Annotated in this window: 25 protein-coding genes and 1 pseudogene; 5 read left to right on the top strand and 21 right to left on the bottom strand. The window is 51.5% G+C overall.

Annotated elements, in window-relative coordinates; all coding sequences use genetic code 11:
- Nucleotides 1-1,661: 1,661 nt before the first annotated feature.
- The 10 genes and pseudogenes from BMX45_RS32185 to BMX45_RS03255 form a co-directional block, all read right to left on the bottom strand.
- Nucleotides 1,662-2,018, bottom strand: a pseudogene (locus BMX45_RS32185) (lamin tail domain-containing protein); the annotation flags it as partial.
- An 848-nt stretch (nucleotides 2,019-2,866) separates the two neighbouring features.
- Complete coding sequence (locus tag BMX45_RS03295; protein WP_090908473.1) at nucleotides 2,867-3,439, bottom strand: DUF1697 domain-containing protein; 573 nt, start codon at nucleotides 3,437-3,439, stop codon at nucleotides 2,867-2,869.
- Entirely contained in the window at nucleotides 3,436-4,833 is a 1,398-nt protein-coding gene (locus tag BMX45_RS03290; protein ID WP_090908472.1) for a protoporphyrinogen oxidase, read from the bottom strand. The genes BMX45_RS03295 and BMX45_RS03290 overlap by 4 nt, the downstream gene beginning before the upstream one ends.
- Nucleotides 4,834-5,363: 530 nt before the next feature.
- Nucleotides 5,364-6,107 (bottom strand): GTP pyrophosphokinase, encoded by a 744-nt coding sequence (locus tag BMX45_RS03285; RefSeq protein ID WP_090908471.1) that lies wholly within the window; start codon nucleotides 6,105-6,107, stop codon nucleotides 5,364-5,366.
- Between the two features lie 251 nt (nucleotides 6,108-6,358).
- Nucleotides 6,359-8,107: an RNA polymerase sigma factor gene (locus BMX45_RS03280; protein ID WP_090908470.1), complete on the bottom strand. Its 1,749-nt coding sequence runs from the start codon at nucleotides 8,105-8,107 to the stop codon at nucleotides 6,359-6,361.
- A 173-nt stretch (nucleotides 8,108-8,280) separates the two neighbouring features.
- Nucleotides 8,281-9,651 carry an LLM class flavin-dependent oxidoreductase gene (locus tag BMX45_RS03275; protein ID WP_090908469.1) on the bottom strand — a complete coding sequence of 457 codons (1,371 nt, stop codon included), beginning with the start codon at nucleotides 9,649-9,651 and terminating at the stop codon, nucleotides 8,281-8,283.
- Between the two features lie 49 nt (nucleotides 9,652-9,700).
- Nucleotides 9,701-10,510, bottom strand: a complete 810-nt coding sequence (locus BMX45_RS03270) for an ABC transporter permease (RefSeq protein WP_090908468.1) — start codon at nucleotides 10,508-10,510, stop codon at nucleotides 9,701-9,703.
- On the bottom strand, nucleotides 10,507-11,376 hold the full coding sequence (locus BMX45_RS03265) for an ABC transporter permease (RefSeq protein ID WP_090908467.1): 870 nt from the start codon (nucleotides 11,374-11,376) through the stop codon (nucleotides 10,507-10,509). The genes BMX45_RS03270 and BMX45_RS03265 overlap by 4 nt, the downstream gene beginning before the upstream one ends.
- Nucleotides 11,377-11,413: 37 nt before the next feature.
- Nucleotides 11,414-12,433 carry an aliphatic sulfonate ABC transporter substrate-binding protein gene (locus tag BMX45_RS03260; RefSeq protein ID WP_090908466.1) on the bottom strand — a complete coding sequence of 340 codons (1,020 nt, stop codon included), beginning with the start codon at nucleotides 12,431-12,433 and terminating at the stop codon, nucleotides 11,414-11,416.
- 65 nt (nucleotides 12,434-12,498) lie between these two features.
- Nucleotides 12,499-13,275 carry an ABC transporter ATP-binding protein gene (locus tag BMX45_RS03255; protein ID WP_090908465.1) on the bottom strand — a complete coding sequence of 259 codons (777 nt, stop codon included), beginning with the start codon at nucleotides 13,273-13,275 and terminating at the stop codon, nucleotides 12,499-12,501.
- 381 nt (nucleotides 13,276-13,656) lie between these two features.
- Here BMX45_RS03255 and BMX45_RS03250 point away from each other — a divergent pair, with 381 nt between their 5' ends.
- Together BMX45_RS03250 and BMX45_RS03245 are read left to right on the top strand one after the other, a co-directional pair.
- Nucleotides 13,657-14,229 (top strand): thymidine kinase, encoded by a 573-nt coding sequence (locus BMX45_RS03250; RefSeq protein WP_036661246.1) that lies wholly within the window; start codon nucleotides 13,657-13,659, stop codon nucleotides 14,227-14,229.
- A gap of 48 nt (nucleotides 14,230-14,277) precedes the next feature.
- Nucleotides 14,278-14,490, top strand: a complete 213-nt coding sequence (locus BMX45_RS03245; RefSeq protein ID WP_036661247.1) for a hypothetical protein — start codon at nucleotides 14,278-14,280, stop codon at nucleotides 14,488-14,490.
- A 102-nt stretch (nucleotides 14,491-14,592) separates the two neighbouring features.
- On the opposite strand, the gene BMX45_RS03240 is transcribed toward BMX45_RS03245, so the two are convergent.
- Entirely contained in the window at nucleotides 14,593-15,459 is an 867-nt protein-coding gene (locus BMX45_RS03240) for a YitT family protein (protein WP_009592439.1), read from the bottom strand.
- A 336-nt stretch (nucleotides 15,460-15,795) separates the two neighbouring features.
- On the opposite strand from BMX45_RS03240, the gene BMX45_RS03235 reads away from it, so the two are divergent.
- Nucleotides 15,796-16,449 (top strand): TVP38/TMEM64 family protein, encoded by a 654-nt coding sequence (locus BMX45_RS03235; protein WP_015736051.1) that lies wholly within the window; start codon nucleotides 15,796-15,798, stop codon nucleotides 16,447-16,449.
- Nucleotides 16,450-16,533: 84 nt separating this feature from the next.
- Here the strand turns inward: BMX45_RS03235 and BMX45_RS03230 are convergent, their stop codons facing one another.
- The 7 genes from BMX45_RS03230 to BMX45_RS03200 all read right to left on the bottom strand — a co-directional run bounded on the left by BMX45_RS03230 (nucleotide 16,534) and on the right by BMX45_RS03200 (nucleotide 23,438).
- Entirely contained in the window at nucleotides 16,534-17,415 is an 882-nt protein-coding gene (locus tag BMX45_RS03230) for a GNAT family N-acetyltransferase (RefSeq protein ID WP_015736052.1), read from the bottom strand.
- Nucleotides 17,416-17,610: 195 nt separating this feature from the next.
- Nucleotides 17,611-18,006: a monovalent cation/H(+) antiporter subunit G gene (gene mnhG / locus BMX45_RS03225; RefSeq protein ID WP_090908464.1), complete on the bottom strand. Its 396-nt coding sequence runs from the start codon at nucleotides 18,004-18,006 to the stop codon at nucleotides 17,611-17,613.
- Nucleotides 17,990-18,283, bottom strand: coding sequence for a Na(+)/H(+) antiporter subunit F1 (locus BMX45_RS03220; protein ID WP_009592424.1), 294 nt, complete (start codon nucleotides 18,281-18,283; stop codon nucleotides 17,990-17,992). The genes mnhG and BMX45_RS03220 overlap by 17 nt, the downstream gene beginning before the upstream one ends.
- Complete coding sequence (locus BMX45_RS03215) at nucleotides 18,280-18,759, bottom strand: Na+/H+ antiporter subunit E (protein ID WP_015736054.1); 480 nt, start codon at nucleotides 18,757-18,759, stop codon at nucleotides 18,280-18,282. Before BMX45_RS03215 ends, BMX45_RS03220 begins: the two co-directional genes overlap by 4 nt.
- A 5-nt stretch (nucleotides 18,760-18,764) precedes the next feature.
- Complete coding sequence (locus BMX45_RS03210; RefSeq protein ID WP_090908463.1) at nucleotides 18,765-20,246, bottom strand: Na+/H+ antiporter subunit D; 1,482 nt, start codon at nucleotides 20,244-20,246, stop codon at nucleotides 18,765-18,767.
- The gene (locus tag BMX45_RS03205) at nucleotides 20,239-20,577 is read right to left on the bottom strand and encodes a Na(+)/H(+) antiporter subunit C (protein WP_009592433.1); all 339 of its coding nucleotides are present in this window, start codon (nucleotides 20,575-20,577) and stop codon (nucleotides 20,239-20,241) included. Before BMX45_RS03205 ends, BMX45_RS03210 begins: the two co-directional genes overlap by 8 nt.
- A 2-nt stretch (nucleotides 20,578-20,579) precedes the next feature.
- Nucleotides 20,580-23,438, bottom strand: a complete 2,859-nt coding sequence (locus tag BMX45_RS03200; RefSeq protein WP_090908462.1) for a Na+/H+ antiporter subunit A — start codon at nucleotides 23,436-23,438, stop codon at nucleotides 20,580-20,582.
- Between the two features lie 244 nt (nucleotides 23,439-23,682).
- On the opposite strand from BMX45_RS03200, the gene BMX45_RS03195 reads away from it, so the two are divergent.
- Nucleotides 23,683-23,904: a hypothetical protein gene (locus BMX45_RS03195; RefSeq protein WP_009592432.1), complete on the top strand. Its 222-nt coding sequence runs from the start codon at nucleotides 23,683-23,685 to the stop codon at nucleotides 23,902-23,904.
- A 26-nt stretch (nucleotides 23,905-23,930) separates the two neighbouring features.
- Here the strand turns inward: BMX45_RS03195 and BMX45_RS03190 are convergent, their stop codons facing one another.
- The 3 genes from BMX45_RS03190 to BMX45_RS03180 all read right to left on the bottom strand — a co-directional run bounded on the left by BMX45_RS03190 (nucleotide 23,931) and on the right by BMX45_RS03180 (nucleotide 25,192).
- A complete protein-coding gene (locus tag BMX45_RS03190) occupies nucleotides 23,931-24,557 on the bottom strand; it encodes a DedA family protein (protein ID WP_090908461.1) in 627 nt (208 codons plus the stop codon).
- Nucleotides 24,558-24,684: 127 nt separating this feature from the next.
- Complete coding sequence (locus BMX45_RS03185; RefSeq protein WP_090908460.1) at nucleotides 24,685-24,960, bottom strand: hypothetical protein; 276 nt, start codon at nucleotides 24,958-24,960, stop codon at nucleotides 24,685-24,687.
- Nucleotides 24,961-25,000: 40 nt separating this feature from the next.
- A complete protein-coding gene (locus BMX45_RS03180) occupies nucleotides 25,001-25,192 on the bottom strand; it encodes a hypothetical protein (RefSeq protein ID WP_090908782.1) in 192 nt (63 codons plus the stop codon).
- A 237-nt stretch (nucleotides 25,193-25,429) separates the two neighbouring features.
- Here BMX45_RS03180 and BMX45_RS03175 point away from each other — a divergent pair, with 237 nt between their 5' ends.
- On the top strand, nucleotides 25,430-26,434 hold the full coding sequence (locus tag BMX45_RS03175; RefSeq protein WP_090908459.1) for a glycine-rich domain-containing protein: 1,005 nt from the start codon (nucleotides 25,430-25,432) through the stop codon (nucleotides 26,432-26,434).
- The last annotated feature ends 54 nt before the right edge of the window (nucleotides 26,435-26,488 follow it).

Below are 26,488 nucleotides of genomic sequence, written 5' to 3'. Positions count from 1 at the left end.
CTGTCCTTTGGCGGTTCTTCGTCCGAAGCGTTCTTGGACATTTTCACCCGATCCCCGCTTAAAGCATGATACGAATAAGCCTGATGGAAGGAGACCTCGAGCTCGTCATCCGATGGATCGCTGACTTGAACCTTAAGCTCCGGCGACAGCCCGGTGCCGCTCCCCATATCTGCCGGCGACACCAATACAGGTTTATTCGGATGCTCCTGAGCCGTGTTAAACGTCACGGTGCGTTCCGAGCGGTTGCCGATCTTGTCCACTGCGCGAATTTCCAGCTTATGATCGCCTGGTTCAAGCTCGGCCGAGGAAGTATTATACGGCACCTGGATAGTGCGTCCATCGAGCGTAACCTCGACCCGGTCCACGCCGGATACGCGATCCGTGGCGGTTACATCGATCGGGATGCCGCCCTTGTAACCCTCGCCCTCTTCAACGGTTGCGCTAATTTCCGGTCCGTTGTTATCTACCTGAACATCGGCAGCTGACTCAGACTGACCATTGACCTTCAATTGAATGGAATGCGTTCCGTCCGCGACGGCCGAGGTATCCCATGCGTAGGACAATGCTTTTACTTTATCAGCAGGAATGTCGAATTGAAAAGCTACCAAAGGCAGGAAACGTCCATCGTCGCCGAGGTCATGGATCAATGCGGGATCGCTGTATTGCGGGTCCCGGATTTCCGTTCCGTCACCCAAGAGCAGCCGCACGTTGCGCGCATTGAAATCATCCATATTGCCCGTCGGCTTGTCTTCTTCGAAGTAGGTCTTCTCGTTATCGCCGGCCCGAAGGGTAATTTCGTTCGATCCGCTTGTCAGCCACTGCGGTTCGATCGGGACCACGATAGTTTGATAACCGTCAATGTTCGCCTCCGTCTGGAAAAGAACCTCCTTGCCGATGGTTACCGTGTTGATTCCATCGTCAATGCCGTCGCCTTCAAATATAAAATAGGCGGAATGCTCCATGGCGGGAGTGCCTTGAACCGGCGTTCCGTCCACTTGAAGCTCCAGATCGGAAGGCCCAGCCCCATCAGCTGCCCCCCGAATATACGTGATGCCCGTAACCGTTTGTTGATCTTTAACGTTCAGGCTCGCGCTTGCACCGCTGCCCGTGAGATCAACCTCATATTTAGGGCTCTCCACTTTCTTAAACGTGTTGGACACCGTGAAGAAATACTCCAGCTTGGCATGTCCCAGCAGCTCCAGATAAGGTATCGTATGATGATAGCCTTGCTGTCCTTCCTGAAGCTGTACGACCTTGTAATCGTTCTGTCCGTCGACACGATAAGATAACGCGAGCGATGTAACCATACGGTCATCGTGTGCTTCCGCGGCGATTTCGAGATTGTCTCCCGGCTCCACGTTCGTGGTTGTCGTCCGATTAACAACGGACGGCTCCTTGGTCACGTCGATATGTACCGGCTCCGCGGGCACTTCCGAATGCGCGAGCGAACCCGGCGTAGCCTTATGCTCCAGCTGGGAGATCCGTTGCATTTTTAGACTGCCGTCTTCGGGATATTTATAGAAGATTCCCTGATCGGGACCGTTATGAACTTCACCGTCGTTGTAAAACGCGGACACGACCGGGCGGCCGGTGTTCGTTACAACCACGAGCTCGCGCATGCGCGAATTGGACATGCCGCCTGAGAATATTTTGACGACATCGGTGTTTTCGTTCAGGTTGGTACCGTAATTATGATTAAAATCAGCAATCGTGGATTTGCTGTTCTGACCGTTTATGATCCAGAACACCAGTGTGCCTCCGGATGGAATGGTCACCTCATCGGGTACATGAGCCCACAGGGTGTCGCTCTCCAAGTAACGGTAGCGTATCTTATAATTGCTGAAATCGATGGCTTGATCGGTATTGTTGTAAACCTCGATAAATTCGTAACCGTCGGCGGTTCCTACGTTCGTGGAATCAGGCACAAGCTCGGTGATCAGCAGCTCGGGCACTGGGTTAAGCGCGGTGGATGTCTGGGCGGAAGCTTGTCCTGCGAGTGCAGTAAACGAGGCAGACATAACGATACAAAGAATCAAGAAGCAGGAAATACATCGTTTAAGGACGATCTTAGACATGGAAAACCTCCTAGAAATGATTTTTTGAGCAATCAATTCAGTTTCCCAATTCTCCAGGTCTCCATGGGATCTCCAAATTATAATTAAAGCGTTTTCAACATAAAATCCCTCGCGATTTCAAATTAGGCTTTTCCCCTTGAGGGGTCCTTTTCCTCTTCACCTCCCAAGATCAATAATTGCATATTCCGATCGTTTTTTAAACCACTTTATGTAAAATTTGATAAATGATATAAAGGTCCCGATAATTGTTGAATATCTAGTACAATAGGACATCGTAACGCCGCGTCTTTTTGTCCATGGCATATGGCTCTCCCGTTTCTCAAGGCACATATTTCGGGATCCAACAACCTCTATTGTTCGATACTTCAGCACTATGAACGGCTTATTTTCAATTCATCTTTGAGCAACAACTTCCCGCTCCGGCGTGTCTTACATCCTGCACCTATTGCTTAATCCGCACAAAAAAAAAGCCCCCGCGAATGATATCGCAGGATCCTTATCAGTGGGAAGCGATTTTATTATTCATTATGCAGCAATTTTCCAATTGCTAGGGTGCCTTACCTGAAAAGAATCGAAGAAACTTCGCTCTCCTTCTCCTTTTGCGAGTGTTCATGGCGAATCAACTGCCTTTCGGAATGACATGATGTTCTTCCGTCCGTCGATTGACAATACCACTTCCCACTTGTTCTATATTTACCCGGTCCACGGGATGTGAAACACGCCGGTCCAAATTTCTTTCGAAATCGGATACCGCCGGATACAGCTAATGTCTACTACTCACCTTGGATCCATTACCGCGGCGGTTCATTTTGCATCGTTCGGGACAGCTCTACCAGCTTGTTCATGGTTTTCCAATTCCGCATCGTCATCGGTACGCCGAACTTTGCCATTTGCGCCGCCAGCTTGGAATTCCGAACGCTTTCCTTAAACAGTAAATAGATTTCTTCTCCGATCGCTTCAAAAGTTTCTTTATCGTTCACGTAGAGCCTCAATTTCTCAACGTCATCGGGATCTGGCGCTTTCGGCAGCATGGCAACATAAAGACTCTCAAACTCCGATGCTGCCTCCGCCGCACGTATCGATTCTTCCGAAAAAGGACACTGCCGGACGATGCCCTCGATTTCCTCCGAGGTTCTGATTATCACGGTTATCGGGAAGCCGAACGCTTCTTGTATGCCTTGCTCCATTTGGACCTGCAGCGTGTCCTTGGAATCCGCAGATTCGAAGAGCACGTTTCCGCTCTGAATATATGTTTGCACGCGGGTTAGGCCCATGCCTTCAAGCATCTTTCTTAAATCGGCCATTTTGATTTTATTGTGTCCCCCGACATTAATTCCTCGAAGCAAAGCGATGTAGATGGTCATTTGAGCATCCTTTCCATGATCATGCCTGCCGTCTTCTCCCCGTTCGCGATGCAGTCCGGGATCCCCACGCCATAATATGAGCAGCCGGCAAGCATCACGTTAGGATAAAGGTCTTCCATTGCGTGCTCCAGCGACTCCACGACCTGCCTGTGCTTCAGATGATAGTTCGGCATATTCTCATGCCATTTGGTAACTTCGCAGGACACGGGCTCAGCCTCTAAACCTAAGCTCTGACGGAGATCCTCCATCCCGACATGCTTCAATTCTTCGTCCGACAATCGGATTAATTGCTCATAATACGGACTGGAGCTTTTGTAGAACAATCGCATCAATAACCGATTATTCTCGGAGGTATACTCCCATTTCCGGCTTGTCCAGGTGCATGCGTCACACTTCAGCTTCGTCCCCTTGGCCGTAATGAATCCCGTGCCGTCGTAAGGAAGCTCTTCATCTCGAATATCATAGGCCAGATACACGCTGATGAGGGACTTGGTATACAATTGGTCAAAATCCTCGTGAAGCCGCGGATCTTCCAGCAGCTCCTTCGCGCTTGATCCCAGCGTGCTTAAAACAACAAAATCGGCTTCCATCTGTTCGCCGTTCGCCAGCATCAATCGATAGCCGTTAGGTGTTCTCTCCAGCTTCTCAGCGGCAACGCCCTTGGAGATCTTCGCGCCTGCTTCTGTCAGGCTCCGTTCCAGTGCGTCAATCAACACCGAGACACCGTTTTTGAAGGAAAGGAATTTCTTATTGCCGGTGCCTAGGAATTTCTGTTTATTCTCGGCCAAACCGTCCATGATGCTGCCATAGGTATTTTTGTACTCCAGCAAATAAGGGAATGTGGACGCAATGGTCAGGTCATGGAGCTCCCCGGAATAGACGCCCGATATGACCGGAGCGATCTGGTTCTGAACGATTTCCTTCCCTAGAAAGGACTCAAGGAATTCTCCCAGGGAATCATGCTTGGTGAACGTCTCATTCGGCGTGTAATAGTCCTTGAGCGCCTCCACCTTCCCCTCCGCGGATACCAGCTCGCTTTCGGCTAAGGATTTCAAGCTAAGCGGTATGCCAAATACGCTCTCCTCGGGGATTTTTTTAAGGCCGTCGGTTGTATATATGAAAGAAGTCCCCGTGGCATTGTACACAACCTGGTCCGTTAATTGAAGCTCCTCCAGAAGCGGTGCCACATTCGGTTTCCGGGATACGATCGAATCCGCTCCGGTTTCCATAATAAATTCACCGTTCTGGACGGTTCGGATTTTGCCTCCCAGCACCTCGCTTGCCTCAATCAGCACCAAGTCCATGTCCCGTCGATGATGTTTCAGCTCTTTTTGCAGATAATATAAGGTCGAAAGTCCGGTAATGCCGCCGCCGATGATTACGGTAGTTGTCACTGTACATACACCTCTATTATGTAGGTTCATTTCAATAATATATAATGTTACGTTACCATTGTATCCAATTCCTAAGTATATCATAGTGACCGTTCATTCGTTGGGTGCCATTCCCTCAAAATTGTGAACAGAGCCGTTCACAGCCACCGGTTTCCCGGACATCACCCCTGAACAATCTATAATTGTTCGTGCTGCACTCATTATCCAGGTGTTGGGATGGTCGTCGACAGCAAAAAACTCCGCGAGATCACTCGCAGAGTTTTTTTCGTGGGAAGCGGTTATATCCATTCTGACGCTATCATTCCATTGCTTTAATAGCTTAAGGTGTACGCCGGAATAATTCAGGCTGTGCCGTCCTTATTCCTTGTTACGTTGTACATGGGTATCAAATCCTTTCGGTAATTCCGACTTAACGTCTTGTTATCCGTCTGGTGTTGATGTGTTTCCACTTCCCACTTAGGATATATATACCCGGTCCATGGGCGATGAAACAGGTCAGGCATTCTTTTTTTGCGCCGCCCGGGTACGCCTTAATTATTCTCGGTCAATACTTCGAGCAAGCCCGCCGGGAGCTCATACTTGCGGTTGTTGATTTGGATGCTTTTTAATTCCTCCAGCAGCGAATCGTCGCTTTCCGAATCCTTAATAGCCTGCACTTCGCGGTGCAATTGCTCCATCTGACGGTCCAGCGCGTTGGCGGTATCCGCCGCCTTCTTAAGCTCTTCTAGCAGGTGCTGGGGAACCGATTTATTATATTTGTAAAAGATTTTATGCTCCAGACTCGCCCAGAAATCCATGGCAATCGTTCGAATCTGGACTTCAACGCATACCTTCTCCACCCGGTCAGAGAAAAAGACGGGCACTTCCACTAACAGATGCAAGCTTTGGTATCCGTTCGGCTTCGGATTCTTGATGTAGTCCTTGACGTTCAGGACCGTTAAATCGCTTTGATTCTGCAGCATGTCGCTGATTTTGTAGATGTCGGTAATGAATGAACAAGTGATTCGTAAACCCGCAATGTCCTTAATGTTATCTTCTATGGAACTAAGCGATATGTTTCCGCCCTTGCGAAGCAGCTTCTTCATGATGCTCTCCGGCGATTTCAGGCGGGATTTCGTATGCTCGATCGGGCTATAGTCATGAAGAGCCTGAAACTCCTCTTTTAATATCTCCATCTTGGTTTCGATCTCATCTAAGGCGAATTTGTATTTCATCATGAATCGGGTAATTTCGTTTCGAATGATTTTGAGCTGTTCGATTTGCAAAGAATTCATGGGATACTTCCTTTCGATTGTGTGATTCAGAGCCGTGACGACTCGAGTAGTAAATAAAAAACAAAACGCGTTGCTGACTTTCTAGAAGTTCTGTCCCTCTTTAAATAGTAGTTGATATTGAGGTGCGACTGCAACTTTAGTGCAATAACGTCAAAAAGACGCCGCAACTACAAACGTCGCAGGCGTCTTTATCTTATGCTTATTCATTCCAATTATTGCGGCAAGGATTAAGCCGCTAAATTAACCTGGATTCAAGAGGACAATGTAGCGAACATCCGGCTCAATTTCGCAGCAGCTTCGATCTCCAAGGCCTTGATCTCCTCTACCATCGATATCGCCGTTGTTGCTTGTTCTGCCGAATTAGGCTCGCCCCCCTTCGGAAATGGAAACATCCCATGCAGGACACTGAACTTCTTGCAGATCTCCGTATACAGCGCGGCGGCATCTTCGAACGATGTCGTCAGATCCGGCCCGTCCTCCATGGATTTCGGCCAGGCGGACACCAGTTCCTTGAAGAACTCGGCGGCGTAGTACCGGGCATCCCGGAGCACCTCGATGTTGTAAGCATGACCATTCGGCTCAATGGCACGGCCATGCAGCGATTCAATCCAAGCATCGTAGGCCGCAATTCCCTTCACAGCCGTCGGCACCGCGTTTTCCTTTCCTTCATATAACTCGGTGGCGGTTTCCAGTGCCAGTCGCAGTTGCTGCCGAAGCGTCAAATCCACGGAACCCTCAATCGCCAGGACGAATATTTCTTCCAAGACGCTCTTGCCCAGATTTTCGTAAGGCAGCGTATCGACCCTTCCGCACTCCTCCGCATATAGGGTTCTCGTCTCGTCATCGTACCCGTAGAGCGTTCCGAACTCCGGAAAGAAAATATCCCAGGCCAGGACGGGATATCCGCGATCCAATGAGGCATGGATCAAATCGAGGGCTCTTGGCAGCTCTTGATGAATGCTGCGTTTATTCATCGCACCCTTTTCCATAAGGGCGGGATCCAGCAGATTGGCGTTTGTCCCGATGCCGTCCGACATGCCGTCGACGAATTTGGAATGGAAGCCGATATTATGAAGGCCGCGGGATAAAGACTCGCCGAAAAAATAGGCGGTCGGGCCTGCGATATGGACATCATTCGGTATGATATTGATCCGGAATGCATGCCCTGTGAGCCCCATGACCATCGGCAGCGATAGCTTGCGGTCTGTAAACTGAAGCATTTTGTACGTGGCATCCGCAGCGGATGTCCAGGTTTTGGTTTCTTTCATCGGCCCTTCGTAAGACAATATGTTCTTCTTCATAATTCCCAAGTCCCTTCTCGTCTTAATATAAGAGTCAACGGTAACGCGGATTTTTTCTTGGATCACTTTTTTCCGTGATCTCGAAATAATCTGATACACATTGGCCGAAGAGAGCTGAAACAAGTCGGCAATTTCCTGCGGGGACAGCTGATCGAAAAAATGGGATTCGAAAATAAGCCTCTCGCGCGGCTTCAGGCATTGAATGATGCCGGTTAAAACACGCAGCGTTTCCTGCTGCACGATGCGTTCCTCCGGTACGTTAAAACCCGAGGCCGCTTCGCTTGCGGAATGGTTGAGCCTGCCCAGAATGCTGTCCAGATCGTTCCATGGCTCCAGACACCCTGAACCGTTAACCCTTCCCTTGCCTTCTAATTCGGTGAATGTCTGCTCTTTGCACGCGGAGCTCCCTTTAAGGCGGGTATAGGCCTGATTCCGGACGATGCGGTGCATCCATGGAAGGAACCGCCGGGCATCCACCAATTTGCCAAGATGCATGAATGCTCGGATCAGGGCATCTTGCACCACGTCTTCTGCTAAGTAGGACTCCCGCGTTATCGCTCTGGCATAGCCATACACCTTGGAGCGATGGCGCCGAACAAGCTCCCCGAATGCTTCCCGTTCCCCTGCCTGCGAGTATTTCACCAGCTCGTCATCTTCCATCTCATCCCATTGAATCGCGCTGTCTGCTGTCGTTTCCAATTGCTCGAACCCTCTTTCGTATCGTTGACTACTTATATGACCTGAGAAGATCGTTATTTCTGACAATATCACCCGAGAAATATTATAGCTTTTTTTGCATTTGAAGCGACAAAAAAACGTCCCAAGCTGACCTGCACCCTCGGTCGCTTGAAACGTTCCCCGGCTGTTCACGCTTATATGGCATCCGCGGCGGCCTGTTGAACCTCCCGGCGAAAATGTCCCGGTTCAGGACGCGTTAAGCCCAGATGCTCCCTCAGTGTATGCCCGCTGTATTCGGAACGGAACAGGCCCCGTTTTTGCAGCACCGGGATTACCGTATCCACGAACTCGTCCAGATCTCCCGGCAGCACCGGAGGCATGATATTAAATCCGTCGCAGGCATAACCTTCGAACCAATCCTGCATCATGTCGGCCAGCTGCTCGGGCGTCCCGACAAATGGCATATGACCTCTCGAGGTCAGTATCTTCCTCCCTAACTCTAAGATCGACAGATTATCCTGATAAGCCATGTCCATATATAACTGGACCCGGCTTTTCATGCCGTTGGATGCCGCCACGGGGTCCGGGATGTTTCTTGGCAGCGGCTGGTCCGGCGGATAACCGCTCAGGTCGTAATTCAGGAACCCGGACAGAACGGCGATCGCCGAAGCTGGCGGAATCAATTCCAGCAGTTCTTGCGCTTTGCGCCGTGCCTCCTCCTCGGTTGAGCCGATGACAGGGGACAGGCCCGGCATGATTTTCAGGCTTCCGCTCGCTCTTCCATATTGGGACAGCTTCGAGTGCACGCTGACGTAAAACGCCTGCGCTGCCTTCTTGGACTGCTGTGCCGTAAAGATGACCTCGCCATATTGAGCGGCAAAGTCCTGTCCCGGACCGGAAGAACCGGCCTGTATCAGGACCGGGTAGCCTTGCGGCGGCCTCGGAACGTTCAGCGGGCCTTTCGTGGAATACCATTGCCCGTTAAAGTCCACGGGACGCACCTTCGCTCCATCGGCAAATTTCCCGGACTCCCGATCCAGCACAAGCGCATCGTCCTCCCAGCTGTCCCATAACCGGGTAACCGCTTCAACAAACTCGCGTGCCATTTCGTAACGCAAGCCATGCTCCGGGTGCTTCGGCTTGCCGTAATTGTGGGCTTCGATGTCCAACTGGGACGTCACGATATTCCAGCCCGCTCTTCCCCCGCTGATCCAATCGAGAGAAGCAAATTTCCGAGCCACGTTATACGGCTCATTGTACGTTGTGGAGACCGTGGCGGTCAGCCCCAGTTTGTCCGTCACGGCGGAGAGTGCGGATAACAGCGTTAACGGGTCCAGCATGCCGGAAGCGGAATTTTCGACCTGGGTCACGTACAGCAGATCAGCAAAAAACATCATGTCGAACTTTCCCCGCTCTGCTGTGGCTGCCAGCTGCTTATACAGCTCAATGCCAAACATGCCCTCCACGTCCGAGGTTGGATGACGCCACCCGGCGTGATGATGTCCTGCATAATAGATAAACGCTCCCAGGTGCATCTGATGATCTCTGCGGTCGGTTGTCCCCATCTACGTAACCACTCCTGTTCATATAAAATTGTCAGCCAACCATCCTTGATCAGCCCTTATATGTCTCTCTCCAGCCCATCAGCCTGGATTCCAGCCGGCGTACAACGGAATCGGAGAGCTTGCCCACGACCGCAAAAATAATAATGCCTACAAACACAATGTCCGTTTGGGAATAGGCTCGGGCGTCTTGAATCATGTATCCGATGCCCGCGCTGGTCCCCATCATCTCCGCTACGACCAACACAAGCCAGGAAACGCCGAGCGACAAGCGGATGCCAAGCAAGATGTTCGGCAGTGCAGCCGGTACGATCAAGCGGATCAGCAGCTGCAGCTTGGAATATTGAAAGATCCTCGATACTTCATAAAGCTTCGCATCCACGCTGCGAATGCCAAGGAAGGTATTCACATAGATCGGGAAAAAGGCTCCGAGGGAGATCATGAGAATCTTCGAGAATTCCCCGATGCCGAACCATAGAATAAACAGCGGAATCAGCGATAATAGCGGTACGGTACGCAGCATTTGAAATGAAGGGTCCAGCGTACGCTCTGCCATTTTGCCAAGCCCCGTGGACATTCCCAGAGCCAGCCCCGTCAAGCCGCCCAGCAAAAATCCCGATAGCGCTCGAAGGAGACTGATCCGAAAATGCTCCCACAGCTCGCCGCTGGCCCCCCAACTCGCGAATTGCTTGGCTATCGTAAGCGGAGTAGGCAGCAGGGACGCCGAAATCCAGCCAAATCCGCCGGCTGCCTGCCATAAAGCCAAGATCGCTGCGGGCACAAGCCAGGCATGGAGGGGCTTTGGAATGGCCTTCAGCCAGTCCCGCCCCCCTGTTTCTGAAGTGTCTGCATGACTTCTCATGACGGGTCGCCTCCCTTATAGCTGTCCTGCCAACGCAGAAGTCTGCCTTCGAGCCCTTTGACGAGGGAATCCGACAGCTTCCCGACGAGCGCAAACACCAAAATTCCGACGAAGACCACCGTGGTCCAGGAGAAGGAACGCGCGTCATTGATGATATAACCGATGCCGGAACTGGAACCCATCAGCTCCGCCACAACCAGGCCAAGCCATGCCACCCCGATCGAGAGGCGGATGCCGAGGAAAATATGGGGCAGCGAAGCGGGAACGATCAGCCTGCGGATCATATCCCAACGGCTGAATTGCAGGACGCGGGCTACGTCAAACAGCCTGTTGTCCACGGAGCGGATGCCGAGGAATGTGTTCACGTAGAGCGGAAAGAACGAGCCCTTGGCAATAAGCAGGATTTTCGAGGTTTCCCCGAATCCGAACCATAGGATGAACAGTGGCGCAATAGCCAGATGGGGAAGCGTCCGCAGCATTTGCAAGGTAGGATCGACAAGCCGCTCGGCCTTGTACGAGAAACCAACCCATATCCCCGCGGCCAAACCGAGGCTGCCGCCGAGCAGAAACCCGAGCAGCGCTCGCCAGGATGAGATGCCCAAATGCCGAATCAGCTCGCCGGAGCTTGTTAAATGAACGAATTCCTTCCAGATATCGAGCGGAGTCGGAAGCAGGATCGGATTGAGCCAACCCATGGCCCCAGCCGCCTGCCACACGATGATGATAAAGAGCGGAGCAAGCCAGCCGATCCATGCATGGGTAAGTTTAAACAGGAACCTGCGCTCAATCCGCTTAGGACGGAGACGGGTTTCGACGGGGTCGGCGGTCACGACAACCGCCCTTTTGCTGATCCCTTCCGGGAGCATAAGCGCTACCTCTTTTCAATTTTAGATGATGTGCCGCTTATTGGGTTGCAGCCTCAATGTACTGATTATCAAACACCTCTTTGACCTGGATTTTTTTGCGGATCGTTTTTTGCTCGAATTGGAAGTCGGCGGTTTTCTGCTGCTCCGCGATGATGTCATCCGTTACGGGAATGTTGATCGACCTTGAACGGTCAAACGTGCCTTGAATGACTTCCTGCGGGATGCCGCGCTCATCGGCGTAACGTTTAATCGCCTCCGCTTCGTTTTCCTTCTCCCAGGCGAGAGTCTTGTTCAGCACGGTCAGATAGAGCGTGACCAGGTCCGGATATTGATCGGCAAAATCCTTCCGCACGATATTGAACGAAGGCGACAGGACGCCAAGCTGCTCGCCGTCCGCCAGCACGTTGCCTTTGCCTGTCAGCGTGTTCAAGGTAATGTACGGGTCCCAGGTTGCCCAAGCATCGACGCCGCCCGATTCGAATGCAGGCTGGGCTTCGTCAGGCTGAAGCTGAATGATTTCGATGTCGGACACCTTGAGTCCTTGATCCGCCAATCCCCTGTACAAAAAGTTAAAGGCATTGCTCCCTTTGGTTACCGCTACCTTCTTTCCCTTCAGATCGCTGAGGGTCTGCGCAGTACTGTCCGGCGGCACGATGATGGCCACATTCTTCTGGCCGTGCAAGCTCTGGGAGATGACCTTAAACGGAATATCGGCCGCCTGGGCGGCGATAATCGGCATATTGCCGAGCCCCGCAAAGTCCAGACGATTCGAAGCCATCGCTTCGGTCATGGGAGGGCCGCTCTGAAACTCTGCCCACTCCACCCTGTCGCCTAGCTTGCCGAACTCCTCCTCGAACCATCTCTCCTCGCGCGCCTTGCCAAACAAACCGCCGCTTCCCTGAACCCCGAGCCGTACGGTCAAATCTGTGTATTTGCCGTCTGCTCCCTTCTTAACGGCTCCAGCCGCGGGCTGGCTGTTTGCCCCGGCGCAGCCGGGTACGAAGACGGAAAGGATAAGCAATAGCATAATGGCGACGTTCTTTTTCTTTGTATGCATGATCAGATTGTCTCCCCCTATTCTCTTTCGTTCATTTGGTTTGAGGCTCGGCAACCCTGGACCGATTAAATTCCTGCACCGGTATCGAACTCCGGTTCTTCCACTTTCTCGAACTCTCGCAGCACTTTGGTTCGCAGCTCCTGGAAGGAGGATCCGGTCCGTTTCCGCGGAAACGGCAAATCGATCGGCAGGATGGAACGAATATGGCCCGGTCTCGGGTTCATAATGACGATCCGCTCGCCAAGAAACACAGCCTCATCCAGATCATGGGTAACAAATAGCATGGTCGTGCGGTTATTTTGCCAGATGTCCAGCAGCACCTCCTGCATATGGGAGCGAGTGAACGCATCCAGCGCGCCAAAAGGTTCATCCAGCAGCAGCACGTCCGGATTCCGCAGCAGCGCCCTGGCGATGGCTACCCGCTGGGCCATCCCTCCCGACAGCTCCCTGGGATATGCCTTCTCGAAGCCTTTCAGCCGAACGAGCTCAATGAATTCATCCACCTTTTTCCGGACGTCCTTCTGCTTCAGCGATAAATTGCCTGCGATATTCTTTTCCACCGTCAGCCATGGAAACAAGCGCGGCTCTTGAAAAATAAACCCCTTCTCGATGCTCGGGCCCGATATCGGCTTGTCATTCAGCAGGACACTTCCCTCGTACGATGTATCCAGGCCCGCAACGATTTTGAGCAAGGTGCTCTTCCCGCAGCCGCTCGGTCCGATCAATGTGATGAATTCCCCTTTACGAACCCGCAAGTCAATGCCTTTCAGCGCCGTAACATTCCCTGTCGGGGCTTGAAAAATTTTGTTTACCTGTTGAATAATCAATGTGTCTGCTGACATTTTCCTCACCATCCCCTATTGTAATTATTCACACCTGTTTACTTGGTTAAGAGGTGAAAAAAAAAGAGATATCACGCTGGTCAAAGTACGCTCAACCGTTGTACTTGTTCCTTCGCGTGATATCTCCAGTTATCTGGTCGATAATCTTGGTATTCATTTGGTATGCCGTTATATTACAACTGCTGGTAATGGTTGTCAAACCTTTTTTTCGTTCCCTGCTAACAGGTTTGTCAGAATATATTCAACACCAGCAATGGACAAATACCGCCCAATAATGCGACAATATACTCTGCATGCCATATCTTATATAGTAAGAATAACGAAATTTGCACCATTACGCTTATAAAAGCAACATTGCACCTATAGGAAGGGAACGAAAGCATGGCTCAATTATTTTTCAAGTACGGCTCCATGAACAGTGGCAAATCCATCGAGATTTTGAAAGTCGCCCATAACTACGAAGAACAGAACAAACCGGTGCTTCTCTTTACGTCCGCTCTCGATGACCGGGATGCCGTCGGTTATGTATCGTCGCGAATCGGCCTGCGCCGTGAAGCGATACCTATATCCGATACGACCGATATCTACGGGATCGTGAAGGATCATCAGCCTAAGCCCTACTGCGTTCTTGTTGACGAATGCCAGTTCCTGTCCAAGGACAGCATCCTCCAGCTCGTTCGGATCGTCGATGAGCTTAACGTGCCTGTCATGGGCTTCGGACTAAAGAACGACTTCCGCAACGAGCTGTTTGAAGGCAGCCGTTGGATGCTGATTTACGCAGATAAAATCGAGGAAATGAAGACGATCTGCTGGTTCTGCGAGCGCAAAGCGATCATGAACCTTCGCGTCATCGACGGCAAGCCCGTCTATGCCGGCGAACAGATCCTGATCGGCGGGAATGATACCTACTTCCCTGTCTGCCGCAAATGCCATACCAATCCCCCTTTAGCATAGGACGTTATCGCAATCAAACCACCTTTTTACGTTAGGAGTTGGTCATCCATGCCGATCGTCAGACCGTTATTGACCGACCAGGACTTTCAAGAAGTCATGGAGCAGCAGATCCGTATACGCATCTTCAAGGATAATCATTTGATTGATTCGGGGAGTCTTGTCATCCGTTTCACCGACGATACCGTCATTACGCAATCCAGCGTCAGTTCGATCGGCTATCACAAGCGGGACGAATGCGAGTTTTTTGAAGTACGGAAGTGATCGGCGGATTGCCGATCACTAAAACAGCGGCCCTCTACAGAACTTATCTGCAGAGGGCCGCTTCGTTAATCAGCATATCAAGACGATAGCTTAAACGCATCCCTAATGAATATCGGACTTTGCCATGCTTCCGCCCAGCACGTCCGCGACATTTTGAATCGAAATAAATGCGTTCTTGTCTATCTCCTGCACCACGGTCTTAAGCTTCGCAATCTCCAGCCTGGTGATGACGCAATAAATCATCTGCGTGTCCTCTTTCGAATATCCGCCCTTGGCATAGATCATGGTCGTGCTGCGTCCCAGACGCTGCATGATGGCACTCGAAATTTCCTCATATTCGTTGGATATAATCGTAACGGATTTGGACTCGTCCAAGCCCTCTACCACAATATCCATCACTTTTGCCGCTATGTAGTATGAGAAGATCGAATACATCGCCGAATCTGCACCGAATACAAACCCTGCGGTAATGAATATGAAAACGTTGATGATCATGATGATCTGACCGACCGGCATTCGCAGCTTCTTGGACAGCAGGATGGCTACGATCTCCGTCCCGTCAAGCGCACCGCCGTAACGGATGACAAGACCGACCCCGAGGCCCAGAACCAATCCGCCGAATAATACCGCCAAAATCTTCTCGTTCGTGAACGGATCTACATGATGCAGGAAGGTTGTCGCCACCGACAGCACCACGATCCCGTACAGCGTGGAAAACGCAAACGTTTTGCCAATCTGCTTGTAACCGATAAACAGAAACGGTAAGTTGATGATAAACAGGAATACCCCCAATTTGATGGGCGTAATCGATGATAATACGATGGAAATACCGGTAATTCCACCATCGATGATTTCGTTGGGCACCAGGAAGATCTCAAGCGCCACGGCCATCAGAATTGCACCGACGGTGATAAAGATGAACCGTTTCAGAATTTCGCCGACTGTCAGTTTTTTGTGATTTTTGACCATGCCATTCTCCTTTTGTATCATTTTTCACACGATAAAGCCTGTCGAAGAACCATTGTATTAAAAAAAGGAATGGCGTGTCAATGTTGACACACCATGTCACATGGATCTTTCAGACCATGGCCGGGTCCCCGGACATAAGGAGTACAGTCCCGCCCTATAAACCTTTCGATCTATTCCTGACCCATCGCTGCGGGGCAAGACCGAATCGATTGGAGCTGGGTAGGGCCAATACTTGCAATTTATAATATTGATTCCGGTTATGCTATAATATATTCCATCCGCGATCGACGAGAAAATACATAATTTTACCCCAGGCAGGGAGAGGATTTACTCATCATGTTGGAATGGCTTCAGAACGTGTGGACCCATATGAAAGAAATTGACATGGATCAAGTGCAGGGATGGCTGCAGCAGTACTCGCAGCTGGGTCCCATTCCGGGTATTTTGCTTCCATTTATAGAGGCGTTTCTCCCCTTTCTGCCCCTCATCGTCCTGGTGATGGGAAACTCCGCAGCCTATGGTTTATGGTGGGGATTCCTGCTGTCCTGGATCGGCGTTTGCCTTGGATCCGTCACGGTGTTTTGGATTGTTCGCAAGCTGGGAGGCAAACTGGGATTGCTTATACAAAAAAGAATGCCGGGATCCCAGCGTTTCTTCCATTGGATTGAAGAAAAGGGCTTTACGCCGATCTTCATCCTGTACTGCTTTCCCTTTACGCCTTCCTCGCTGATCAATATCGCATCCGGCATCAGCACGGTATCGGCTACAACGTTCACGATCGCCGTTATGGCAGGCAAATCCGTGATGATCTTCATGGTGGCATTCATCGGACATGACTGGCAGGCCTTTATCCAGCAGCCTTGGCGCATTCTTATCGCGGCCGTCGTCCTCTGGCTGTTGTGGCTGGCCGGCAAAAAGATGGAAAACCGTTACCATCACGATGATCAGCCCGGAAGCGTCGTCATCAGCAGTAAAAAGACGAAGCGTTAGAGGTTAACAAGACCAGCCGGTCCCGATTGCTGGGATGGGCGGGTCTTCTTATTTATGGGCGTACTATGTTGGAAATCATCATGTTCACTCCAATACGTATGCCGCCAGTTTATGCACCGTCTCAAAGCCCGCACGATGATACAGCTGGAGCGCCCCTGCATTGTCCTGGTCCACGCATAGCGAGATTTCTTCCAGCTGCAGGACCTGGAACAAATAATGGAGCGCTTGATCAAGCAGGATCCGGCCATAGCCTTTGCGCCGGAAATGTTCGGATACCGCGATGTACTCTATATTTCCTTCCTGGAATTCAGGGTCTCCCTCCACATACACATACCCGGCGAAACGGCCTTCTTCCGTAAGTATGAAGAGCCTGTGATCCTCATCCAGCTTCTGCAAAATAGACTCCGAGTTGAGATAGGTATTCGGGAAGGCCTTGCCATGCAGATCCGCGAACTCATCCCAATATTCGGGCGTGATATCCTGCAATCCAGACGCGGCATTCGTTAGCAAGGTGGATTTTTGGATTCTCAGTACATGATGCACGCCTGTCTTTCTTCCCCCTTTGTCCTCCATAAACCTCGCAGCGGACAGATGAGCTGCATTATAAAATCCGAAATAGCGTGATACGCTACCATTCAGCTTCGTTGTTCCTTCAACCCATAGCTCCTTCGCCAATCGATGCCAAAGCTCGCCTTGTCCATCGATAAAAGGTCCCCATATCTCAGCAGTTCCCTCTTCTTCGTCCACATCGAATCCCAACGCGCCTACCATCTGATCTTGATCATAGATCACGGTAAATCGCTGGCTGCTCAGCCGGCCATTTTCCGAAAAATCTTCAAGCAGCGTGCTATAAATCTCCCCTTCCTGTTCGCCGCAATATCCGACATGATGATGACGATCCCCATTCATTCGGGCAAGAAAGGAAGACAGCTCTCTTAATTTCGTTTGATCTGTATCCAATACCATCTGTACACATTCTCCTTGTTCAGGATCAGCTTTCCTAGCGTGATATCCCATCACTCCGCGAATCCGTTTTGGTCAATTTTACCACGAAATGATATCCGTGAGCCAAGCATGAAACCAGAAATGGGCTTCCCATATGCTTGGAAAGCCCATCTCATCTTCTCCATTATTCATCGGGACCTTGTTTACGGTTTGCGGTCAACCTTTCTCGGAATGTTCGGCCTTCCGGGAATCGCGCATGCGTTCACGTTCGCGCTTGAGAGCAGGCTTCAGGTCATCATGAACGCTTTTTTCCCACATGGAGACGCCAGACCGGTAAGCCGCCCTCCCGTTCAAGTGGCCTGCAACCGGACCCGTAATGAAAACGAACACGATCCCCAGCAGCAGCTTCGCGCTGACATGCTCCAAGTAAAAGGTGAAATATAGAAATGCGCCCGCAAGAATAAAGAGGACGCCAAGGGTAGCGCTCTTCGTGGCTGCGTGGGATCGCATGTATACATCCGGCAGGCGAATCAGGCCGAATGCGCTCAATGCGCCGAGTAAAGCTCCGATCAGCACCATCAGCGCAATCAGAAACTCACCGATCTGACTCATCGTTTGTGCGTTCAATGACGTCACCCCTTTCGATATATCTGGCGAGTGCGGTCGTTCCGATAAACGTTAGAATTCCGATCAGCAATATGATGTCGAAATAGACCGTTGTGCGGAAGAGCATGCACAACACGGCGATCATGGACAACAGGATGATTCCGATCGTATCCAGCGACATGATCCGGTCGTTCATGGAGGGTCCCTTGATCAAGCGATACAAGCAGCCCAGGATGGCAAGCGACAAAATCACCAGCGAAGCAATCAGCATGCTCTGGATCATGTGCGGGTCACCTCCTTGATCGCCCGTTCGAAGGTACCGCGAATCTGATTTGACAGCTCTTCGACGTCCTCGATATCCATCGCATGAATGTAAAGCGTCTGACCCTCGCGCGACACTTCCAGGGTAAGCGTTCCTGGCGTCAAGCAGATCAGGCACGATAGCACTGTGATCTCCCAATCGGATTTCAGCTCCGTGGAGTAAGCGAAGATGCCGGGACGAACGTTCAGCTTCGGTCTTATGATCTGACCGATGACCGTGACGCTCGATTTAAACAGTTCGCTTAGAAACAAGAGCAGCAGCATCAGGATGGACCACAGCTTGCGCAAATAGAAGTCGTTCGGCCAGAAGCGCCGCAGCATATAAATGAGCAAGATGCCGATCAGGTATCCAACAATGAATTGCTGGGGAGACCAGTTATTGTTCAGGAACATCCAGACAATGGCAATGATGATATTTAACAGGATTTGATGGCCCATATCCACTACTCCTTTAATACGGCATGAATGTATAGTGACGGATCGGATAATACGGCGCCTGCTTGGGAGGTATAGGAATATACCCATTCTGAACCGACCCCCAGGACAATCACTATGATCGCAAGCCCGATCGCTCCCGCATATGCGGTCCGATGGATTCTGACCGGCCGCGATTGGTTAGGCCCTGGCGATTCGCCCCAGAATGCTCCCATAAACACTTTGATCAGGGAGTAGAGCACCGCCAGGCTTGATGCCAGCGCCAATCCCGTCAGCGCATAATGACCCTCGCTCAGTCCGCCGCGAACGATAAGGACCTTGCCAAGAAATCCGCTAAGCGGCGGAATGCCGACCAGCGCCAGCGCCACGATGAAGAACATCCACCCTACCAGGGGATGGCGCTTCATCAGGCCGCCCATATCGCTCAGCTTGCTCGCGCCCGCGCTCGCCATGATGATGCCGCCCAGAATAAAGAGCAGCGCCTTAGCGATCATATCATGCATCAAATAGAACACGGCTCCGTTTAAGGAATCGGAGGAGGCCACTGCTACACCAAAGGCGATGAAGCCCACGCTAATGATGATGTTGTAATTCAGGATGCGTCCGAGATCCTTATACGCAACCGCGCCCAAGCTGCCCAGAACGAGCGTAGCTGCGGCCATCCAGCCGATGACGGCGTGAATATTGCCGGTATCGTGATGGAAGATCAGCGTAAAGGTTCGGATAATCGCATATAACCCGACCTTCGTCAGCAGGGCGCCGAACAGAGCCGTTACGGCCGCCGGAGGTGCGCTGTAGGAACCGGGCAGCCAGAAGAACAGGAACAAGCCCGCCTTCAGTGCGAATACGATCAGGAACAAAAGGCCAATGACCGACAATATTCCGTCCTGCTGTACTTCACCCACGCGCAGGGACAGATGGGCCATGTTCAGCGTGCCGACCGTGCCGTATAAATAAGCTACGGCTGCAACAAACAAGGTGGATGAAATTATGTTAATCAGCATGTACTTCAAGGTTTCCCTCAGCTGCCGCTTGGTGCCGCCCAGCACGATCAGCGCATAGGAAGCGATCAGCATGACCTCAAAGCAGACAAACAGGTTGAACAGATCCCCCGTCAGAAACGATCCGATCACGCCGGCCAGCAAAAATTGAAAAAAGGGATAGAAGTAATGCTTCTCTCTCTCTTCCCCGATGCTCCGAAAAGCATAGAACAGGCAGGCTCCCGCAACGATCAGCGTCGTAAGCACCAGCAGTGCCGCCAGCATATCCGCCACGAACACGATCCCGTACGGCGGCTGCCATCCGCCCATATGAAGCGTCTGGATGCCTTCGTTACTCACCTGGTTGACGATGAACAGGGCGCCAAGCAGGTTGATTAGAATACTAACCGCGCTGATCCACCGCTGCGCGCGGACGTATTTGGAACAGAAAATAAGAATGACGGCCGTAACCAAAGGAATCAGGAGCGGAAGCACAATCACGTTATTCATCGTCCGTCCCCCTTAACTCCTCCATGTTGTCCGTGCCCAAGCGCTGATATGCTTTATAAGCCAGTACGAAAAAGAACGACGTGACGCCAAAGCTGATGACGATGGACGTCAATATCAATGCTTGCGGAACCGGATCAACGTAAGAGGAAGCCTCCTCGCCAAGCAGCGGGGCAGCGCCGGTCTTCAGCCTTGACATGGTGAGCAGCAGCAGATGGACGCCGTGGGTTAACAGCGAAGTGCCAAGAATGATCCGCAGCAGGCTCTTGGATAAGATCTGGTAGATCCCAACCGCGAAAATAATTCCGATGGCAAGCGACATATATAGTTCCATGGTCAGTTATCCCTCCCGATCGAATTGATGATGGTCATCGTCACGCCGACTACGGCCAAATAAACGCCGAGGTCGAAGAGAACCGCAGTAGCCAGCTCCGTTTTCCCGAGCAGCGGCAGGTTGAAATAACCGAAGGAATGACTTAAGAACGGTGCGTTAAAAGCAAAGGAGCCGATCCCTGTAAGCAGGGCGATGGCAAGCCCCGCCGCCGTAACCTTTCGGAACTCGAAAGGCACGATCTTGCGGGTCATATCCATGCCGAAAGCCATGGATAAAAGAACCAGTGCCGCAGAGGTCATCAGTCCTCCGATAAATCCGCCGCCCGGCTCATGGTGTCCCGAGTTGAACAGGAACCAGGAGAAGGTTACCACGATAAAGATAACCACCTTGGATACGGTTCGAAGAATGACATCATTGCTGTTGGGCAGATATGCCCCTTCATAACGATCCCGCTCTCCCAGAATCCCTTCTCCCAAATCGATTTTGATCAAGGCATAAATTCCAAGGGATGCAATGCCCAGAACCGTAATTTCAAGCAGGGTATCAAAGCCGCGGAAATCCACCAGAATGACGTTGACGATATTTTTGCCGCCGGCGGAGCGATAGCTCTCTTGAATGAAGTAATCCGCAATGGAGTCGAAGGTCCTGCCGCTGCTCGCAGCCAGGGCGATCAAGGTCACGACAGCACCGACGCCTGCCGAAATAAGCAGATTTCTCCATTTCAAGCTCATCGGCACCTTCTCCCGCTTCAGCTTCGGCAAATGATAGAAACAGAGCAGGAACAGCATCACGGATACCGTCTCGACGACCATCTGGGTCAGCGCCAAATCCGGCGCCCGGAACAGGACGAAGAACAAAGTCACCATGTAACCGGCAGCACCGGTCAATATGATCGCCATCAGCCGCGTCCGGACGAACGGCAGCGCGATGACCGGAATGACCAGGCCGAGTATGGCGACGGCCTCATAGAAGGACATCGGCGCGTAAGCGGTCCTATCAAACCCGATATTGTCGACCAGCAGAAGCCCCCCGCCAAGAACGGCTATAAAAAACACGAAAATATACATCACGTAATGACGGAGAGATCCTGTCATATAGGTTGAGGTCAGCGCTTCGCCGCCTCTTTCGAGAACGCGCAATCCCCCGTCATACAGCTTGTTCCATGTCCATCGCTTCATCAGCGATGTATTCAATATTCGAGCTCTGCCATGAAGCTTATACAGCACGGTACCGAGAACAATGATGCCGATGGTCATGAAAATCTCCGTCGTCCAGCCGTGCCACATTTCGATGTGTACGTGAAAACGATCCTCCGCCCCGAGCAGCCCTGGATGAATCGCGGCCATCGCCGGTTCGATGAGCGTTTGGGACAACAGGTTCGGAAACAAACCGAACACGATGGCGAGCGATGCCAGAATGACCGGTGGAATCAGCATTCCCAGCGGGGCTTCGTGCGGCTTCTTCTCCAGCTTTTCAGGCTGGAAGCGTCCGGTGAAGGTTTTGAAGACCAGGATCATGCTGTACAGGAACGTCAACACGCTGGCAATCCAGGCGACGACCGGGATCAGTGTGCCCCAGGTCTCTGCATTCCAGAAATTCATGTCCGAGGCCTGAAGGACTGCCGTAAAGAACATCTCTTTACTCAAGAATCCGTTGAACGGAGGCAGCCCGGCCATGGAAAAAGCCCCTATGACCGCCACGGTAAACGTAATCGGCATGAGCGACATCAGCCCGCCGAGCTTCCGCAGATCCCGGGTGCCCGTCTCATGATCCACAATGCCGACGACCATAAACAAGGCGCCTTTGAATATGGCATGATTCATCAGATGAAAGATGGCCGCCGTCGTCGCTTTCGCGTAGAGCAGCGTGTCCACGCCGCCTCCATAATAAGCGGCGGCAGAGCCCAGGCCGAGCAAGCTCATGATCAGCCCCAATTGGCTGATGGTGGAGAATGCCAGCAGCGCTTTCAGATCCGTCTGCTTGATCGCGCGGATCGAAGCATAAATCAACGTGGTCAAGCCCGTAATCGCTACGATCCAGAACCAGGATGCCTGCCCGGCAAACACCGGACTAAACCTGGCCACCAAATAGATCCCGGCCTTCACCATGGTCGCGGAGTGGAGATAAGCACTTACCGGGGTCGGTGCTTCCATCGCATCCGGCAGCCAGATATGGAACGGAAACTGCGCGGACTTGGTGAAGGCCCCGAGCAGGATCAGAATCATGGCCGGAATAAACATCGCATCTCCGGCAATGCTCCCCACATCGGCGACGATCTCTCGTACGCTAAAGGTGCCTGTCATGGCATACAGCAGGATAAACCCCGCGAACATGGCAAGTCCGCCGAATACGGTGATGAGCATGGATTTTAAGGCTCCGTATCTGGAGCGGTCCCGATGATGCCAGAATGCAATCAGCAGGAAGGACGAGATACTGGTCAGTTCCCAGAACCCATACAGCACCATCAGATTATCGGAGAGCACGACGCCCAGCATGGCGCCCATGAACAGAAGCAGGTACACATAGAATCTGTGGACCGCTTCCTTGTTTTTATCCATATAAAAGATAGAGTACAGGACAACGAGGGAACCAATGCCGGATATTAATAGTGCAAAAATCAAGCTTAATCCATCCAAATAAACGGTAAAGTTTATTCCCGCGCTTGGAATCCATTCCAGGACGGCTTGGAGCTGTTCACCTCCCTGAATGGTTGGGATAAGTCCCGAAAAAAAGGCGAACAGGACAACCGGGACCGGCAAAACCACCCATCCGGTGTGGACGCGGCCGATGAGCTTGTAGGTCAGCATAACCACAAGCGCTACGATAAAAGGTGCCCAAACGGCGATGTGCAGCAAAGACAAAGTCTACTCCTCCTATAGTCCGATTTTTCCTTCATTAGTAGTATTTCCCCATAATTTAGGCATAAGTCCAAAAAAACACAAAAAGAGCCCGCTGTTGGCAGGCTCCTCCAGGTAAAACCATATGGTATTTTTTCGAATCACACTGAAAATCAGTATATCTTGAGATCAAAGCTTTGTCAAAGGGTATGTCGGGGAATGAAGTGGAGGCTCTCGGGAAATTACTGTATGTAAAGGAGTGGTTCCCATGATGATCAAAAAAGCGGCAGTTTGCGCCTTCGTCTTTCTCGTGATATTGACGGCGGCCATCGTGACGAATCTACGCACGCAGTCCGCCTACCTTCAGGAAAACCCGTCAAACGGCGTATATCACATGCAGCATTCCCAAGGAGGATCCCTCTTGTTCTCTCCTCGGGAATACGTGAAAATCATTCGCCATTCACCCGAGACCTTGCCGGATCAGCCTTAAGCTATCGCAGAACCCAATCCGTAGGACTATCCATGAAATTGGATCTCATTATTCTCCTTGCTTCGTTTATTTCTTCGCATCCACCACGAAATGATCAGGATGACGGCCAGCGCCGCAACGATCCCAGCCGCATAATATCCGTACCGGTTAATCAGCACGCCAATATGATCGACGACCTGATCGCCGACAAACATGCCCAAAGAAAAATAACCGGTGGTCCACACCAAGGACGCGATATACGAGTAGATCGCAAACCGGCGATACGGCATTCCCTTCATCCCGACCGCATACGGAGTAACATTGCGCAGGATGGGCAAAAAGGCGCTGATGCATATGGCGTAATTGCCATATTGGCGGGTCAAGCGTTCGGATACATCGAGAAACTGGCGAAGCTTCGACTTTTCCCCTACGCGGTTTAACAGCTTGCTGGCGGTAAAGCGGCTAAGCATGAAACCGACCGTCGATCCCGAGCACACGCCGAGAAAGGTCATGATAAAAGACGGGGCCGGCGATAATATCCCGGATGCCGCCAACGCTCCGCCAGTCATGGCCACGACTTCATTCGGCACGGGAAGCCCGACCAATCCCAGGCATAATACAAGGAATAATGCGTAATGCCCGATTTGTTCAATAAAATTCAATAGCGTATCCACGCCCTGGCCCCCTAATCCGTCCCTGGAATATAATATCAGCTTATAAGACAACGCGGCTTTCGCAAACGTGCTGTAGACGAGGATACGAACTGGACCTGAGACCAGGTTTGTTTGGGATTATGTTCGTTCAGAGATTTTTAAATGCCGAAATGAAGGACCCCGGATCCTCCTTCACCGTGTACGAATACACCCCTTGCTGGGTATGCAGGTACAAGAAACCTCCGCCGTCCCCCATCGGCCGATAGGACAGGTCAAACACCTGCCGGATCGGAAACTCCCGGTATTGGGTTACGATTCGATCCTCGTACAGGAACATCTCCCGCCCTTGCTCTTCCGTTCGTTGTTCACTGCCGTCCACGATTCGGTTGATTTTATAGTACGGCTGTACGGCTACCCAATTCACAAGCTCCCTCCTTGCTGTCTTCATATTCTCACTTGGAAGATCACATGTCTCCCTTCTTCTTCCTGCGGCTCTTCATTCGCTCCAGCAGCTCCAGCGCCCCGATAAAAAGCACGAATACCACGAAGAGTGCGGCGGCACGGCCAGGCTCGATCAGACCGGTAACAGACGCTATAATGCCTGTAATGCCTACGATAATAACACCTAATACAGATAGTTTCCAACCTGTTAACATATGTATGCTCCTATAAGTAAACATAATTGCCGCCCATAAGATCGAAAGACCTTCATGATCAACCAACTCTCCGGCACACACGGAATGTATCATAAAGAACACCCTATATTCAAGTTACGGCCGCTATGCCCGAATCCAGAAATTCGATTGCCAACCTGCGATACATTTGCAATAATTTACACATGGAGAGAAATGATAATCCGCCTCCGCATACCAAAACAGTCAGGAGGAACATATATGAACGCAACAACCTGGATACTGCTCATTGTATTCATCGTGGTGGATGTATGGATTATTTCTTTTTTCGTTAAACGCTCGTTACGCAAACAAAATAGCCAGCCGGTCCCTAAGGGAAATAAGCCTCGACGAGGGACAATACCGGAGCTGCCGCCGATCGTCAAGGCCGAAAGCCCGGCAAGCGAGCTTGTCGGCAGACTGGAGGCCGCGCTGCCCGATACTTATCAGAACATGCTGAAACAGCGCGTGCTGAGTGAGCATCCGGACATGTCCGAACAGGAATATGAATGGAGATGGCAGGAGCTTAAACGATTCTTTATCATGTGCGCCGTGTTGGACCGCGTACCGATGTTCAGCAAGGACGTCGATGAGGTCTGGCATGAAATGCTGATGTATACATACGAATATCAACAATTCTCGGACCGCTTTCTTGGCCGGATGCTTCACCATGCTCCCAACACCGGTACCGAACATGTGCCGATTCCGAATGAACGGGCCTGGTTCGATACCGTATACGTGCAATTATTCGGCTGGCATGAATACAGTGCCAAGCTATGGGGAGCTTTCTTCCGCGTCCCGCTGCCGCGTGAAGAGCTGGACCTTTGCACCTCCCCCCATTTTGCCGTGAATCATGGCCAGAAGCGATTTAATGCCTGGACCTATGAGAGGATTCCTGCAGCACGCATGGCCATTGATGCAATTATCCGGGATCTGCAGGATCGGGTCAGAATTGCTCAAACCGAGCCGCGGCGTCATGAGAAGATGGTCAACTTTCAGAATAGCGATGTGCTCCTGGCAGCGGCCGTCTATTTTGCCTGGAACGCACCGGATCAATTCACTGACCATATGATCCCGGATGAGCGCGAGCTTCATAAAAACAACAGCAGCTCCTCCTGCACCTATGCTTCGGCTTGCGGATCAGGCGGCGGTTCCTCCTGCAGCAGCGGGTCCTCTTGCAGCAGCGGTTCGTCCTGCAGCAGCTGCGGAGGCGGCTGCAGCAGCTAAATACAAACTTAACAAGAACGGTTGCTTGTTAAGAATCGAACAAAAGCATGGACC

Source organism: Paenibacillus sp. cl141a, assembly GCF_900109305.1.
Classification (GTDB): Bacteria; Bacillota; Bacilli; order Paenibacillales; family Paenibacillaceae; genus Paenibacillus_AQ; species Paenibacillus_AQ lautus_A.
This window is presented reverse-complemented; position numbering and strand designations above follow the sequence as displayed.